The sequence below is a fragment of the Streptomyces sp. NPDC101225 genome (assembly GCF_044767585.1).
Classification (GTDB): Bacteria; Actinomycetota; Actinomycetes; order Streptomycetales; family Streptomycetaceae; genus Streptomyces.
In genome coordinates this window covers 1-14,790 of the sequence record NZ_JBIWOE010000062.1, presented here as the reverse complement: position 1 = coordinate 14,790, position 14,790 = coordinate 1, and the positions used below count along the sequence as shown (strand labels likewise).

General features: G+C 69.2%; 12 protein-coding genes and 3 pseudogenes. 7 read left to right on the top strand and 8 right to left on the bottom strand.

All coding sequences use genetic code 11. The annotated features are described in order from the left end of the window. Positions 1 to 3: 3 nt before the first annotated feature. Positions 4 to 453, bottom strand: a pseudogene (locus ACIRPX_RS42835) (transposase); the annotation flags it as partial. A gap of 414 nt (positions 454 to 867) precedes the next feature. On the opposite strand from ACIRPX_RS42835, the pseudogene ACIRPX_RS42830 reads away from it, so the two are divergent. Continuing rightward, a pseudogene (locus ACIRPX_RS42830) lies at positions 868 to 1,540 on the top strand (hypothetical protein). 113 nt (positions 1,541 to 1,653) lie between these two features. Here ACIRPX_RS42830 and ACIRPX_RS42825 read toward each other — a convergent pair. Next, positions 1,654 to 2,226: a hypothetical protein gene (locus tag ACIRPX_RS42825; RefSeq protein WP_404205542.1), complete on the bottom strand. Its 573-nt coding sequence runs from the start codon at positions 2,224 to 2,226 to the stop codon at positions 1,654 to 1,656. A 294-nt stretch (positions 2,227 to 2,520) separates the two neighbouring features. Here ACIRPX_RS42825 and ACIRPX_RS42820 point away from each other — a divergent pair, with 294 nt between their 5' ends. Next, complete coding sequence (locus ACIRPX_RS42820; protein ID WP_404205541.1) at positions 2,521 to 4,128, top strand: VOC family protein; 1,608 nt, start codon at positions 2,521 to 2,523, stop codon at positions 4,126 to 4,128. Positions 4,129 to 4,422: 294 nt separating this feature from the next. On the opposite strand, the gene ACIRPX_RS42815 is transcribed toward ACIRPX_RS42820, so the two are convergent. After that, positions 4,423 to 5,019, bottom strand: a complete 597-nt coding sequence (locus tag ACIRPX_RS42815; RefSeq protein WP_404205540.1) for a TetR/AcrR family transcriptional regulator — start codon at positions 5,017 to 5,019, stop codon at positions 4,423 to 4,425. Between the two features lie 192 nt (positions 5,020 to 5,211). Here ACIRPX_RS42815 and ACIRPX_RS42810 point away from each other — a divergent pair, with 192 nt between their 5' ends. After that, positions 5,212 to 6,144 (top strand): SDR family NAD(P)-dependent oxidoreductase, encoded by a 933-nt coding sequence (locus ACIRPX_RS42810; RefSeq protein WP_404205539.1) that lies wholly within the window; start codon positions 5,212 to 5,214, stop codon positions 6,142 to 6,144. Positions 6,145 to 6,544: 400 nt separating this feature from the next. Here the strand turns inward: ACIRPX_RS42810 and ACIRPX_RS42805 are convergent, their stop codons facing one another. The 4 genes from ACIRPX_RS42805 to ACIRPX_RS42790 all read right to left on the bottom strand — a co-directional run bounded on the left by ACIRPX_RS42805 (position 6,545) and on the right by ACIRPX_RS42790 (position 10,164). Then, positions 6,545 to 7,654, bottom strand: a complete 1,110-nt coding sequence (locus ACIRPX_RS42805; protein ID WP_404205538.1) for an NAD(P)/FAD-dependent oxidoreductase — start codon at positions 7,652 to 7,654, stop codon at positions 6,545 to 6,547. A 268-nt stretch (positions 7,655 to 7,922) separates the two neighbouring features. Continuing rightward, the gene (locus ACIRPX_RS42800; RefSeq protein ID WP_404205537.1) at positions 7,923 to 8,231 is read right to left on the bottom strand and encodes a hypothetical protein; all 309 of its coding nucleotides are present in this window, start codon (positions 8,229 to 8,231) and stop codon (positions 7,923 to 7,925) included. Between the two features lie 42 nt (positions 8,232 to 8,273). After that, positions 8,274 to 8,462 carry a hypothetical protein gene (locus tag ACIRPX_RS42795; RefSeq protein WP_404205536.1) on the bottom strand — a complete coding sequence of 63 codons (189 nt, stop codon included), beginning with the start codon at positions 8,460 to 8,462 and terminating at the stop codon, positions 8,274 to 8,276. Positions 8,463 to 9,195: 733 nt separating this feature from the next. After that, positions 9,196 to 10,164 (bottom strand): GlxA family transcriptional regulator, encoded by a 969-nt coding sequence (locus tag ACIRPX_RS42790; RefSeq protein WP_404205535.1) that lies wholly within the window; start codon positions 10,162 to 10,164, stop codon positions 9,196 to 9,198. Between the two features lie 128 nt (positions 10,165 to 10,292). Here ACIRPX_RS42790 and ACIRPX_RS42785 point away from each other — a divergent pair, with 128 nt between their 5' ends. Then, positions 10,293 to 11,330: a saccharopine dehydrogenase family protein gene (locus tag ACIRPX_RS42785; RefSeq protein WP_404205534.1), complete on the top strand. Its 1,038-nt coding sequence runs from the start codon at positions 10,293 to 10,295 to the stop codon at positions 11,328 to 11,330. Positions 11,331 to 11,830: 500 nt separating this feature from the next. Continuing rightward, positions 11,831 to 12,103: a hypothetical protein gene (locus ACIRPX_RS42780; RefSeq protein WP_404205533.1), complete on the top strand. Its 273-nt coding sequence runs from the start codon at positions 11,831 to 11,833 to the stop codon at positions 12,101 to 12,103. 340 nt (positions 12,104 to 12,443) lie between these two features. Here the strand turns inward: ACIRPX_RS42780 and ACIRPX_RS42775 are convergent. Further along, positions 12,444 to 12,545, bottom strand: a pseudogene (locus ACIRPX_RS42775) (AAA family ATPase); the annotation flags it as partial. A gap of 87 nt (positions 12,546 to 12,632) precedes the next feature. On the opposite strand from ACIRPX_RS42775, the gene ACIRPX_RS42770 reads away from it, so the two are divergent. Together ACIRPX_RS42770 and ACIRPX_RS42765 are read left to right on the top strand one after the other, a co-directional pair. Further along, entirely contained in the window at positions 12,633 to 13,067 is a 435-nt protein-coding gene (locus ACIRPX_RS42770) for a hypothetical protein (protein WP_404205532.1), read from the top strand. 2 nt (positions 13,068 to 13,069) lie between these two features. After that, positions 13,070 to 14,790, top strand: a 1,721-nt coding sequence (locus tag ACIRPX_RS42765) for a tetratricopeptide repeat protein (protein WP_404205531.1), incomplete at its 3' end; no start/stop codon positions are given.

The following is a 14,790-nucleotide window of genomic DNA, read 5'->3' as shown; positions in this document are numbered from 1 at the left end:
GTGGAACGCGGTCAGGGGTTCGTCCAGGGCCGCGCAGATCCGGGAGACCTCGGACTTGGAGATGCCGCTGTCCCCGCCGAGGGCTTTGACCAGGTCATCGACGCTGCGGGTGGACACGCCGTGCACGTATGCCTCCATGATGACGGCGTAGAGGGCCTGGTCGATCCGGCGCCGCCGTTCCAGCAGCGACGGGAAGAAGCTGCCGGTGCGGACCTTGGGGATCTCCAGGTCCAGATCGCCGGCCGGCGTGGTGAGCACCTTGTCGCGGTGTCCGTTGCGGACGTTGGTCCGGGTCGGCGTGTGCTCGTTCCACTCCGCGCCGATGTGGGCACTTGCCTCGGCCTCGATCAGCTCCTGCACCATCCGCTCGGCGATGGCGCGGATGAGCTCGATTCCGTCGGTCGAGCGTAGTGACTCAACGAGCCGTATCAGGTCGGACTGGGACAGGGCCATCGGGCACTCCTCGTGGTTGAACTGGGCGTTCACCAAGGAGAGTTACTCGGTGGCCCGCCTCCTGTTCAGGGAGCTGTAGTCACCCGTGGAAGTGCGCCCCGGGCATACGCCCGCGCACTCCCGGCCGCTGATCCCGTACACCACGACGAGGGACGCCATCCGCAGGGCGCCAACTCGATCACCAATACCGGTCCGCTCATGGCGTCGGAACCCAGCCAGTCGGGGACTGCCACCCCTGATCGATTACTCACCGTGCACGCTTCACGGAATTTGTGCCAGCCCCCAGTTCAGACCGTTGACGCCAATCCCGCGCCGGGCCAGCCGCGTGCCCCTTCCCGCGGCACCCCGCGCGGTGTCGAGCAGGCCCGGTAGGGCAGCATCTGCTCAGCCGTCGCCTGCCCGTGAGGGGTCATCATGCATTCCACCCGCCGCGGCGCATCCACCGTGGTGCTCGCCTGCCTGCTACTGGCGGGCTGTAGGTCCGTCTCGCTCGGTACGTCGACGTCGTCCGAGAGCCGCAGCCCGGTGGCGGGTGCATCGGGCACGGCGGCGCCGGCCGGTGCGGGGCGGGCGATCGCGGTGGGGGCGGGTCCGCAGAAGCACTACACGGTGCAGCAGCAGCCGGCCGCGGGCAGCTGCCACTTCCGCTACGAGCGTGGGGAGCCTCTGGAGGACCCGAAATGCACACCGGGCGCGATCTCCCCGGCGGTGACCCAGGCGAATCTGCAGTCGACGATCTGCCGCAAGGGCGGCTACACCTCCGGTGTGCGCCCCTCCACGTACGTGACAGGCAAGGAGAAGCGGCTCAACGCCGCCTCGTAAGGCTTCACCGGCCGCATGTCGGATGCTGAGTACAACCACTTGATCAGCCTGCAGCTGGGTGGAGACCCCCAACGACTACCGCAACCTGTGGGTGGAACCTGCCGACCCCGGTCACAAGAAGGGCGCCGGGGTGAACAACAAGAAGGACCCGATGGAGACCAAGCTGCACACCGCAGTCTGCGCCGGCAAGGTGTCGCTCGCCGAAGCACAGCGAGCCATCGTCACCGACTGGACCACCGCGCTCGGCAGCCTCGGCCTGGCCTGACCGGACCGAACGCCGCTGCGGGACGCAGCCGGTACAGCACCCGCCCCGATCGGTTGACGGACAAGCGGGTGACACGCCGTCATCTGTCAAGATCGCGCGGTGACATGCCGGCCTCAGCGGTCGAAGGCTTCCGTGAGGCTCACGCGGTAGCCGTCCTCTTCCATCAGCACGACGGTGACGCCGAACGGGTCGGGGTGGTTCAGCTCGAGGGGAGTGAAGGCGTAGTTCACCGCGGCCTGAATGGGCGGCACGAGCTCGCCGCCGGGCTGCGGCGCGGGGGCCGGCCTCCAGTCGGGGGCGACCGACCCCCAGCCCCCAGAACTGCGGGACAGGACCTGCTCGGTGTAGGGGAATTGGTGCAGCACGTGCTCGCCCGGGGCGGCGAGAACCATGTTCAGGCACGGGGCCGGACCGACAATGGGCAACTCGCAGGCGGTGGCGACGTCGTGGGTCTCCCACGCGAGGACGACCTCGTCCGCGCGGGCGGCAGCGGCGATGTTCGCGAGTTGCGCGATCCCGACCAGCGCGTCCTCACCGGCCTTGAGAGGGCGGACCCAGATCATCCCCACCAGCTCACCGCGCACCAGCGGCATGATGAGCGGACGCGGCACCGTGCCCTCGCCCAGCCCGGCGGTGTACGCCTCCTTCACCACACCGACCAGTGCGTCCCACAGCCCTGCCTCCACGAAAGCCCCCTCCGCCTGCCGAATCGATCACCGCCGACCCTGCCACGCAGTTGACGCCGTGTCAGCCAGATGATCAGCCGGCGCTCGTTCGAGACCGTTCCGCCGGCCCCCGACGTTGCTTCAGCGCGCGTCTCTCAGCCCGCGCCGGGGCCCGTTTCGAACGCGGCCAGCTCGTCGAACGCCTCAAGCTCAGCGCGGCCAGAGCAAGGTCAACTGATCTGCTCTTCCTGCCAGTTACTCACCAGAGACGCTCGATTCACTCCGCTGAGGTCATCCGTTCCTGAAGGGAGTCCTGTGGCATCCATCAAGGACATCGTCTTCGACAGCCCTCATCCGGCGTCATCCGCCCGCTTCTGGGCGCAGGCCCTGGACGACTACGACATCGCTCCGTACGACGAGGAGGAGCTGACCCGGCTGCGTTCCTCGGGTATCAACGACCCGGAGGACGACCCCACCGTCCTGCTCGTTGGCCCGGACGGCAGGTCGCCCCGCATCTTCTTTCAGCTGGTGGCCGAGGACAAGCGGGCCAAGAACCGGGTCCATCTCGACCTGAGTACGACCGATGCAGCCGCAGCGGTCAAGCGGCTGTGCGCACACGTCGGCGACCGGCACGCGTTCCCGCTGCCCGGAGCCCGCCACAGCCTCGTCGGTCTGCGCCGGCGGGCGAAACTGCACGGCGGAACCGCCACCCCCGAACCGACAGCCGGCGGGGGCTACGAACTCCGGCTGGAATGGCCGGCCAACGCCCCGCACCGGCCTCTGCGCATTCGACTGCGCTGTGTGATCGCTATCCTCCTGCCACAGACAAATATGAATTCATGGTCATCCCGAGCCGCCCACAGGCCCCGGGACAGACCTGACGAGAGCGAGTGCACGAGCATGAGGCGTTCCCTGAAGCCGGCTGTCGGACTCATCTGCGCGATGGCACTGGCGTGCGCGGGCTGCTCCTCCGGCGGGGACGACTCCACCACCGCCACGGACGAAGCGGCAAAGGCCGCCCCCTCCCTGCCTTCGTCGAGCACATCCTCGACCCCGCTCGAGCCGTACGTCAGCGCCACCACCGCCTCGGACACCGATGCGGCCGGCTCACCGTCGACGTACAACCTGGCATTCGTGCTGTCGAACGGCAGCAGCTGCGCCCCGAAGTGGAGCGGCACCTACCCGATCAGCAACTCGGCCGTGCGGTCGAGGATCGCCTCACTCAAGAAGTCCGGCGCCGAGGTCCGCGTCTCCTTCGGCGGAGCGAACGGGACGGAACTGGCCCAGACCTGCCACAGCGCCGCCACGCTGGCCGAGGCATACGCGAAGGCACTGGACGCGGCGGGCGCGACGCAGGCCGACTTCGACCTAGAAGGTGGCGCACTGACCGACTCCGCCTCGATCGACCTGCGCTCCCAGGCGATAGCGATCCTCCAGAAGAAGCGCACCGATCTGAAGGTGTCCTTCACGCTCGCCGTCACGCCCGACGGAATCGGTGACGGCGGCCTCGCCGTGCTCGACTCGGCGCACACCAAAGCCGTCACGGTCTCCACCGTCAACATCATGGCGATGGACTACGGCACCTCGTACACCGGAGACATGAGCGACTACGCGATCTCCGCGGCCAAGGCCACCCACGACCAGCTCAAGGACGTGTTCGCCCTCTCCCCCTCAAACGCCTGGCACGCCCTCGCCCTCACGTCGATGATCGGTGTCAATGACGTCGCGGGCGAGACGTTCACACTCTCCGACGCGGCCGACGTACGTACCTTCGCCGAGGACAAGGGCCTGGCCTGGGTGTCGATGTGGGCCACCTACCGCGATCGGCAGTGCGCTGACGGCACCTCGACGACGACCGCACAGACCGACTGCAGCGGTGTGGAGCAGAAGAACGGCGCCTTCGCCGAGGCACTGGCCGGCTGACACGCCAACCGGCCCCTTCCCCCGCATCCGCGGCACGCCCGACGCGGATCGCGTGCCGGACGCACGGACGAGCAGGCTTCACCCTGCTTCGCCGCCGCGTCCTCCTCGGACAGCCGACGCTCCGTCACCACCGAAGGTGAGACAGGACCGTTGACCGTGCGGACCCGCCCGCCCCACCCTGCCGGGTCCGCCGGGGGTGCGGTGCCTGCCCGGAGAGAGATCGGTGGCGGCCGTGGCCGAGGTCCGGTCGTCCGCGAGGTGGTTGTCGGCGCCCGCAGGGTGACGGTGCGCCGGTCAGGCCGTGCGGGCGAGCACGGCAGAAGCCGTGGCAGTTGCGCGGGTGAGCAGTCCGGGCAGGTCGGCTGCCACCGCCTCGCCGCGGGCGTGGAGGCGGCCTGCGTGTTCCCAGCCTGCGAAGGCGGCTGCGGAGGCCATGGCGGGGCGCGGGTCCTCCGGGCCGGAGCCGAGGTCGGTGTGGAGGGCGGCGGTCAGCAGTTCCTGGTAGCGAGACTTCTGGAGGCAGGCCCGGGCGGCGAGCGAGGGTGAGCCGCTGATGATCCGGGCGAGCAACTGCTCGGTCTCCGGCCCGCGTTCGGTGATCCAGCCGTGGACGACCTGTTCCGCGGTGTCGAGCGCACCGGTTCCCGCGGGGCGGCCGGCCAGCCGGGCGGCGAGATCGGCGCAGCGCCGGACGTCCAGGTCGAACAGCACGTCGTCCTTGCCGGGGAAGTGCAGGAAGAACGTCCGGGGCGCCATGCCGACGGCGGCGGCGATGTCGTGCACGGTCGTGTTCTCGTAGCCGCGTTCGGCGAACAGCTGGAGTGCGGTGTCGGCGATGAGCAGGTGCCGTCGCTGTCGCTCGCGTTCGCGGAGCGTGGGTCGCTGGTCCATGCCCCCACCCTAGCCCCTTTGATGCATCGACTGCACTGGATGCGGTTGATGCAGATCATACAGACATTGCACTCCGTGCGGGTTGGGGCCTAGCATCCACGCAGTGCACTCGATGCATCGAATGCAGTCAGTGCATCGAATGTGCTTCCTGTACCTGATGCATCCCAACCAACACACGGAAAGGGGGCGGCCGTGGACACGAGAGTTCCCGACCGTTCACTGGCCGGACGGGTCGCCCTGATCACCGGCGGTACCGGCGGCATCGGCATGAGCACCGCCGTCGGCATGGCCCGTCGCGGGGCCGAGGTCACCGTCACGGGCCGGGACCCGGAGCGCGGACGGGAGGCGGTACGGAGGATCGCCGAGGCTGCCGGCGTCGCGCCCGGCACCGTCCGGCTGCGGATCGCCGACCTCGGTGTACTCGACGACGTCCGGCGCCTCGCCGACGAGGTCCTTGCCGACGCCCCCCGACTGCACATGCTGGTCAACAACGCCGGTGTCAACAACGGCACACGGCGGACGACCCCGGACGGTCTGGAGGAGAACCTCGCCGTCAACGCGGTCGCGCCGGTCCTGCTGACCCGGCTGCTCCACGGCCGCCTGGCCGAGAGCGCGGAGGCGGGCCGTTCCTCCCGGGTCGTACTGGTCAGCTCCTCCGCCCACAAGATGATCCGGCGGGCCGCCGACGCGCTCGGTGACCCCCAGGCGGAGGCGGCGCCGTACGTCGCGATGACCGCGTACGCCCGCAGCAAGCTGATCGCCCTGATGGCGGGCTTCGCACTCGCCCGGGAGCTGAGAAACAGCCCGGTGACGGTGACCGCCGTCGACCCGGGGCCCGCGGACACGAGCATGACCCGTTCGATGGACCGTACCTTCCTGCCGCCCGCGATGCGTGCCGGCTGGGCGCTGTACTACCGGCTCGGTCCGGCCCGGCGCAGCGCGGACACGGCAGCCCTCTCCACGCTCACGGCGGCGGCGTCGGCCGAGTTGGAGGGCCGGACCGGGCTCTACCTCGACACGCGGGGCCGGCCCGCCCGCACCTCGTCGGCCTCCCGCGACGAGCAGGCCCACCGAGCGGCCCTGGCACTCCTTGACGGCCTGGGCGTGGACACGGTCCGGCCCTGACCCGGGACCGGGCACCGCGGTCGCGGCCGGCCTCGGCGGGCAACAGGGAGGAGTCCTCAGCCAGTGCCTGCTGGGCCGGGGCGGCAGAGCCGGGGCACGGGCCCGTGCAGCAGGAGCGCCGCAGACTGGGCCTCGACCGTCTCCGGGGCAGCGACCGCGGAGCCGGCCGGGAACTTCCCAGCGTCCAGCACGGCGTCGAGGCGTCCACACTCAAGGGGAAGCTTCACGCGCCGTCTCACCCGAAAGCCGACACGCCGGCCGACACGGGCATCGACCACCGCGACCGTGATGGCGGCGGCTGCCCGACCACTCTCCATCTCATCGTCGTCACGCCGACGGTGCCCGGGACCGCGCGGGCCGCACCCGCCCGGTTGCGGCCGTGTGGCGCCGGCCCGGGCTGTCACGAGGAGAACCGCTCGGGGCGGAAGTCCGCGAGCAGCTCGTCTCTCTTCCCGCTGAGGATCTCCCAAGCCAGCAGTCGGCCGATCACCGGTCCAAGCGTGATCCCACTGTGGGAAACGGCCTCGTAGTAGCCCGGCACGGACGGCACCGCTCCCACCGAGGGCCATCCGTCGGCAGGGACGGGCCGGTCGACGATTCGTGTCTCTGCGATGCGGGAGTTGCCGAGCTCGGGGACGACGTGGCGCGCCGATTCGTGGAGCAGCCGTGCGAGTTGGCCTGGTTCTTCGCCTGCGTCGATGAGTGCGTCGATCTCGCGGCTGTGGAGGACGACCGAGGTGTCTCCGGCAGGACGGATCTCGATGTGAGGCGCGTGCATGGCCCGGTGAACGGGGACCTGGGCACAGTCGATCCTGGTGACGACGCCCGGTTCCCGGCGCATCGGCAGGCGCCGTGCGACGAGCCCGGCGACGTGGGATGCGCCGGGGCCCGCCGCGTTCACGACGATGTCGACGTCGAGACGGCTCCCATCGGACAGAGCAACCGACCGGATGCTTCCATCGGCACCGGTGCCGATGTCGCATACCGTGCTGCCCGACCGGAGCTCGGCAGCGGATGCGGCGGCCTGGCCGACCAGGCGACCGACAAGATGGCGTCCGTGCACCCAGGCTTCGTCGGGGTAGAACAGGACCGGTACATCGTCGGGCATCGTGAGAGCAGGTTCGAAGCGGCTGCGGACCTCGGCCCCCGTGTACGTCTCGACCCGGTAGTCCCAGCTGGTCAGCAGTTCGGCTGTCTCCAGGAACTTCGCCTCCGCTGCGGGATCGTCTGCCCACCGCAGGTGGCCGCTGGGATACCACCACGAGTCCGGCCCGATGGTCCCGGCAAGCTCACGATGAGCTGCCATGCCCGCGACGTTCAGGTCGAAGTAGGACTTGCGCGCGGTCTTGTTGCTCGCGTTGACCCACGAGAAAGACCAACTGGTGACGCCTTCGCCCGGCCGGCCTGCGTCGATGAAGACCACCTCGGCGCCGTGCCGGGACAGGTTCCAGCCCACACTCGCCCCGATGACCCCCACTCCGACGACAGCAACACGTTCAGGCCGCTTCACGGACCCGCTCCTCACGAACGGCCCCTTCCCGGATCACCGGCGAACTCCCGTTCCCAGCTCGGGCACCAGCAGTCCCCCCGCCGTACGGCAGGCAGACGACAATCATGCTGGCCAGCACCGCTGACGCCTACGCCCGAACGCGGGACTTCGGCCAGATCCCCGCTCACCGAGCCCGACCGCTGACCGTTCGACTTCGGGATCACCCCATGTCCCCTTCCGGGCTCACCTCGGCTATACCCCCACAAGGTCCACGGGACCGTACCGCCTCTCACAGCAGGCTCTCGTCCCGGACGATCCACCCCGCGCCCAACTCGCGGCGCAGGACCTGCAATGCGGCATGCGCCCGCTGCTTGAACTGGTGGAGTTCCTCATCGGACCACGGTGACGGATCCGGCGGATAGTCCCAGTCGATCGACGACTGATACCACTCGCTCAGCCTGGCCAGTTCGGCCCGTGTCTCCGGACTGATCGGCAGGCGCGCCAGATCACAGGGGTAGCCGTACGGGCTGTCCATGTCCTCCGGCCACAGCGGGGTGTCCACGCCGGCCTCGAAGAAGAACCGCAGACAGTGGATCATGACGAGACCTTCCCACAGACCTGCCGATTGCCACTCGGTCCATCATGCCCACCAGGCGGCACCGGCAGCGGGGTTGAGGCCTGCCGGCGCTGCTTGATCATCCAGGCCAAGGCGTCGTTGCGAGCGCACGGCCAGGCGTTCGAAGTGGTGCAGGAGTGAGAAGGCCTGCTCGACCACGTAGCGAACCTTGCCCAGGCCCTCGATGTTCGGGGCACCCTTGCGGGAGATCACTGCCAGGATCCGGCGCCTGCGCCGCTCGCGCCGGTTGGGGCTGCCGTCCTATCCCTTGTCGCCGGGCAAGACGTCGGGGCCGGCGGCGGGGTCGACCGGGTCTCCCGGCGACCGGCAGGACGCCGTCGACCAGAGCCAGAGGCTGGGTGACGTCGTTGACGTTGACCGCGACGGTGATCACCTTGAACGAGGTGCCATGGCCGTCGCAGATCAGCCGGTGCTGATCACCCGTCTTCCCGCGCTCGACCGGCGACGGTCCGGTGGCCTCGCCCCCCCCTTCGCGCGGATGTGGCGAGGGGGCATCCACACAGGCCCGGGCCCAGTCGCGTGCGTCGGCCGCGTCCAACTCGACGAGCAGGAGACGGTGCAACTCCTCGAAGACGCCGGCCTCGTGCCACCGGCCCGGCCGACGCCAGCAGAACTGCCCGGAGCCGAAACCCAGTTGCAGCGGAAGCAGCGGCCGGCTCGCTGTAGAGCACGTGCAGGATGCCCTGCAGGAACAACCGGTCGTCCACCGGCTTGGGGCTGGGAGCTTTCTGCGGCCAAGGTGGCGGCAATGGCTCGATCAGTGCGCACAGTTCCTCAGCCACGATCGCGGCCGGTCCCCCACATCCCACGCACGGCGGAATCGGTCCGCTGTCCACGCCCGACCGCCGCACCCCGACAAGATCGTGCGTCGGCGGCCGGCAGGTGGGGAGCCAACTGGCCGCCGATGGCTACTGGCCGTGGGGTGTCAGCTTCCCTGACGCGGGCTGGGGACTGGTTCTTGAGGGCGGAAGGTGCGGCGGTAGGTGTCGGGCGGGACGCCGACGCTGCGGTGGAAGTGCCGGCGCAGGGTGGTGGCGGTTCCCATGCCGGTGATCGTGGCGATGGTGTCGACGGTGGCGTTGGTGGTTTCCAGGAGCTCCTGGGCGTGGCGGATGCGCTGGGCGTGGAGCCACTGCAGCGGTGTGGTGCCGGTGAGGTGTTTGAAGTGTCGGGCGAGGTGGCGTGAGCTCATGCGGGCCTGGCGGGCCAGGTCCTCCACGGTGAGTGGTTGGTCCAGTCGCTCCAGGGCCCAGGGAAAGAGTTCGCGGAGGGGGTGGTTGCCCGGGTCGGGGACGGGGGTGGCGATGAACTGGGCCTGACCGCCGTCGCGGTGGGGCGGGACGACCAGGCGGCGGGCGATCTTGTTGGCGTTGGCCGCGCCGTGGTCGAGGCGGACCAGGTGCAGGCACAGGTCCATGGCGGCGGCCTTGCCCGCGGAGGTGAGGACGTCGCCGTTGTCGACGTAGAGGACGTCCGGGTCGACGGTGGCCGCCGGGTGGCGCCGGGCCAGTTCCCGGGTGTGGGCCCAGTGGGTGGTGGCGCGCCTGCCGTCGAGGAGTCCTGCCGCGCCCAGGATGAAGGCGCCCGTGCACAGGGAGGCCACGCGGGCGCCGGCCTCGTGGGCGGAACGTACCGCCTCGACGAGGTCGGCGGGCGGTTCGCGGTCGGTGTCGGCCCAGCCGGGGACGATCACCGTGTCGGCGTGCGTGAGGTGGTCGAGTCCGTGGTCGGGCTCCAGGAGGAAGCGGTCGAAGCGCACCGGGGCGGGTCCGCAGACGGAGAAGTCGTACCAGGGGTCCACGATGTGGGTCAGGTCGGAGCCGAAGATCTCTACGGGCATGGACAGTTCGTAGTGGAGCATGCCGTCGGCGACGGCCAGCGCGACAGAGGGCATGTCCGAAACTGTACGTACCATGTCGTTTCCGACGCTCGTGGAGGGTGCTGCCGCGAGGACAGGATGTGGGTGTCAGGCTGCGGCGGATCGACACCGCGGCGGGTGTCCACAGGCACGGGAGCTGTTTCATGGGGTCGGGTCAGCTGGTGACGGTGTTCGGCGCGTACGGTCACACCGGGCGGTTCGTGGTCGCGGAACTGGCCGCGCGCGGATACGTCCCGGTGGCCTCCGGGCGCAACGCGCAGGCGCTGCAGAAACTGGCCGCCGAGCACGGCCTTGAGGCCCGGGTGGCGACGGCCGAGGATGCGGCGTCGCTGGACCGGGCTCTGGCGGGCACGGTGGCGGTCATCAACTGCGCGGGCCCGTTCGCGACGACCACCGCTCCCGTGATCGAGGCCGCGCTCCGTGCGAAGATCCCGTACCTGGACGTGGCCGCCGAGCTCGAAGCCAACCTCGACACCTTCGCCCACTACCGCGAGCGGGCCCGGGAAGCGGGCGCGGTGATCGTCCCGGCCATGGCCTTCTTCGGCGGCCTCGGCGATCTGCTGGCCACCGCAGCGGTGGGCGACTGGACCGCAGCCGACGAGGCCCACATCGCCTACGCGCTCAGCAGCTGGCACCCCACCGCCGGCACCCGCCTGTCCGGTGCCGTCTCCCGCGAGCGCCGCGGCGACGTCCGCCTGCGCTACCGCGGCGGGCGGTGGGAGCGACGCACCGACGAGACGCCCACCCTTCGGTGGACCTTCCCGGATCCGGTGGGAGTGCGGGAGGTGATCGGGGAGTTCACGATGGCGGACGTCGTCACCGTTGCCCAGCACCTGTCCATCCCCGACGTGACCACCTACATGACCGCCGAGGCGGTCCATGACGTCGCCGCCCCCGACACACCGGCCCCGGCCGCCGCCGACCACAGCGGGCGCTCCAACCAGACCTTCCTCGTCGACGCCGTCGTACGCCGCGGCGGAGCCGAACGCCGGGCCACGGCGAGCGGCCAGGACATCTACGCCGTCACCGCGCCCCTGGTCGCCGAAGCCCTTGAACGCGTCCTGACCGGCCGCACCAAGACCGTCGGCGTCGCCTCCGCCGGCGAGATCTTCGACGCACCGGACTTCCTGCACGCACTCGCCCCGCACATCGCACTCGACCTCCACCCGCAAGGCGCCTGACCGCGACGCTCCACAACTCAAGACCGTCTCCGGATTCCAGGAAGGGGACTGCCACCAACATCCAAGCGCACGCACAGTTCATCCGCTTTGCCCGCTCTCAGCGCATCGTGCTGATTGACCCGACCCGCACTCTGGTCGTGAAGGAACGCAACGGCTTCCGTGACCGGACTCTCGCCCTCGACCAGCAGCGCGAGTTCTTGCGCCGCTGGACCACCAGCCGAGCATGTCCACCCGCACGAGGCCCTACTCGGCATGCTCGCTCTGCTGCACGGTGCCTCCAGCACCGAGGCCCGTATGTTGCAGATCACCGACGTCGACGCGGCGGCCCGGCTCGGCAAGCGACCCCATCCCGTCTCCCTGGACGGTGCTGCAACGCTGCCTCGCTCACCGCGAGGCATGGCCGACGGCCGACTCGCACGTGAAAGTCGCCAAAGAAACGAAGCCCGGCCTCAACTGCCTTCCTCTCCCCCGTCCTTGACGACTGCGGATACCCGCCCCGGATGATCCGCAGCACCCGCCGCCTCGACCTCGTGAACACCATGGACGCCAAGCTCATCGCCGCAGCCTTCGGCATGGACCCACAAGCCACCTTGAATTACCTCGCCGACCGCATCGACGAGAGGGCCTCCCGGTTGCGGAGCCGAGCCGGAAACGATGGGAGCCAGCAGCGGCTCACGCAGAATTGCGGCCATGACGGTCGTATCCTGCGTTACCTGCCAGCAGCAAATCAGCCCCGGCCTCCGGGAAGTGCCGATGCCGCCGCCTGTCACTGAGGACTCCCCGGGCCACAGGTTTCTGCGATCCCTCATGCCGCACGGGTCGTACGCGATCAGCCCTCACACCGGCGTGTTCATCCTCAATCCCGACGACCTCTCAGGGGTGGTCAGGCACCCTGACCGCAGACTCCTCAACGGATGCTGCGGCCTTGATGGCCTGGATGGCCCCAACCTTGTCTGTTCTGCGTGTGGAGCCGAGGTCGCCACCCAGCAGTCGGACTGCTGGTCTCAACAGCTGATCGCGTTGATCCCCGACGCCGTAACCGTGACAGCGGCGCCCGCCGGTTGAACCGCGAAATTTCGGCAGCACCTCGCACGACCGGAACAAGTACGCTTTGGTGAACGCCTCGTTGGAGGCGATCGCGACGCTGTTCTTCTCCTCCCGCTCCGGCAGAACCTGGAAGAGCACCTCCGCGCCGCGGCGGTCGAGTTCGAGGTAGGTGCAGGAGCCTTTGCCGTCCGGGCCGCCTTTCCGGCTTCCGGAAAACATCCCCACGCGGCGGTTCAACTCACCACACTGGCAGCAGTGCTGTGGAACCAGTGGATGCATGGCAGGACGGGGGCGGCAACTGTGGACGTGGTGGTGGGGCTGACGCCGGACGGCGTCGCGGACGCAGAGGTCAGTGAGCGGCTGGCGAGGCGACTGCGTGCCGAGATGCGCGGGCTCGACCTCGACTCGTTGCGGATGCTTGCCGAGGGCGCAGTACCGGAACGGGCAAAGGCGGGCACGGGCGACGCGGTCACCATGGGCGCCGTCGTCCTGGCCGCGAGCGCCTCGGGCGGAGTACTCCCCTCGCTGGTTGGACTGTTGCAGGACTGGCTCGGGCGGCAGTCCGCCCGGTATCGCATATCGGTCACCATCGACGGGGACACGCTCGAGCTGGAGCGGGCGACTGCCGAGGAACGCCAACAGCTGATCACCGCGTTCGTGCGCCGCCATGGCGCAGGCGCCCAGGAGTAGCCGTGGGACGCCGGCTGGCTTTGCTGATCGCCACCTACGCATACCAGGACGAGGGACTGCGGCAGCTGACCGCGCCAGGTCACGACGCCGAGGCACTGGCGGAAGTCTTGAGCGCCCCGGACATTGCCGGATTCAAGGTGAGGATCCTCGTGAACGAACCGCACCACCGGGTCGGGGCGGCTCTCGGTGAGTTCTTCCACGACTGCGGCCATGACGACCTCGCCCTGCTGTATTTCACCGGGCATGGCCTCAAGGACGACGAGGGCCGGCTGCACCTGGCCACAACCGACACCCTCCGGGCCAACCTCACGTTCACCTCCCTTGCCGCGGACCGGATCGATCAGGCCATGAGCACCTGCGTGTCGCGGCGGCAGGTACTGATCCTCGACTGCTGCTACAGCGGCGCCTTCCCAGCCGGCCAGATCGCCAAGGGCGGCACCGACGTACACACGCTGGAGCAGCTCAAGGGCCGCGGCCGTACTGTGCTGACCGCCTCCGACGCCACCCAGTACTCCTTCGAGGGCGACCGGCTGCATGGCAGTGCCGCACGGTCGGTCTTTACCGGGCATTTGGTGCAGGGGCTGCGCGACGGGAGCGCCGATCTCGACGGCGACGGCGATATCACCCTCGATGAGCTGTACTCCTATGTCCACGACAAGGTCGTCACCGAGATGCCGCAGCAGCGGCCCAAGAAGCAGGAGAACGTAGAGGGCCGCATCGTCATCGCCCGCAACGCCAACTGGTCCCTTCCCCCGTATCTGCAGCACGCCCTACGCAGCCCGATCGCCACGGACCGACTCGGCGGCGTGCAGCAACTCGCCCGCCTCTACCGTGTCGGGAACGAGACGGTTCGGGCCCGCGCGGCTGAACAGCTCCGGCTGCTCACCGCAGACGACAGTCGCAGCGTGTCCGCCGCAGCAGCCTCCGAAGTGGAAGGTACTGAAGGCCCTCCTCCGGCTGACTCAGCGCCGGCAGAGATCGACAGCTTGCTGAAACGGGCGCGTGACGAGCGTGAACAGGGCTTGCTCGACCGAGCCGAGGAGCATTTCTGGTCCGCTCTGGACCTCGCCATACAGCATCGCGTCAGGCACAAGGAAGGCTGGGCCTGGGACGGCCTGGGCTCCTGTCGCTGGCGAAGCGAAGACCGCGAGATGGCATTCAAGTTTTTCACTCGGGCCGATCGCGTCGCGGACGAGACAGCGGACGCCCGCCTGAAAGCCTGGACCCTGTACAACTTTGGCGCATACCATTACGTACACCGCAAAGCTGCGGCACCAGCCAAAGAATTCCTGCAGCAGGCCCTTTCGGTGGCAGACCGGCACCAGTACCACTCACCAGCAGGCTGGACCCACCATCTGCTGGCCGAGCTGGCACATGACCAAGAAGACAGTGCCCAGGAGCGGGAGCACTACACAGCTGCTCTACGGATCGGCCGTGCCTCCGACGACGACAGCCTCACGGGCTGGAGCCTGTATCACCTCGCCAAATGCGCAGAGCACTCCGGCGATCCCGCACAGGCACGCGAACACTATGCGCAAGCCATGGAGATCGGCACGCGCATTGGCAACCGGTGGATGATTCGTAAACCCGGCGAGGCACTTTCGCGCATTGCCGACACCGACAACACCCAGGGCTTGGGCGAGTTCCGGGGTCGGGCGGTTGGTCGGGCCGTGACCGGTTGGGGTGCATACCAGAGCAGGCACGGGCTTCGTGATCATTGGGG

Coding starts and splice junctions, on each gene's coding strand:
- ACIRPX_RS42790 (WP_404205535.1), bottom strand. CDS start 10,164: ATGCCCTCTGTCGCGCTGGCCGTCGCCGACGGCATGCTCCACTACGAA.
- ACIRPX_RS42800 (WP_404205537.1), bottom strand. CDS start 8,231: ATGATCCACTGTCTGCGGTTCTTCTTCGAGGCCGGCGTGGACACCCCG.
- ACIRPX_RS42785 (WP_404205534.1), top strand. CDS start 10,293: ATGGGGTCGGGTCAGCTGGTGACGGTGTTCGGCGCGTACGGTCACACC.
- ACIRPX_RS42780 (WP_404205533.1), top strand. CDS start 11,831: ATGATCCGCAGCACCCGCCGCCTCGACCTCGTGAACACCATGGACGCC.
- ACIRPX_RS42815 (WP_404205540.1), bottom strand. CDS start 5,019: ATGGACCAGCGACCCACGCTCCGCGAACGCGAGCGACAGCGACGGCAC.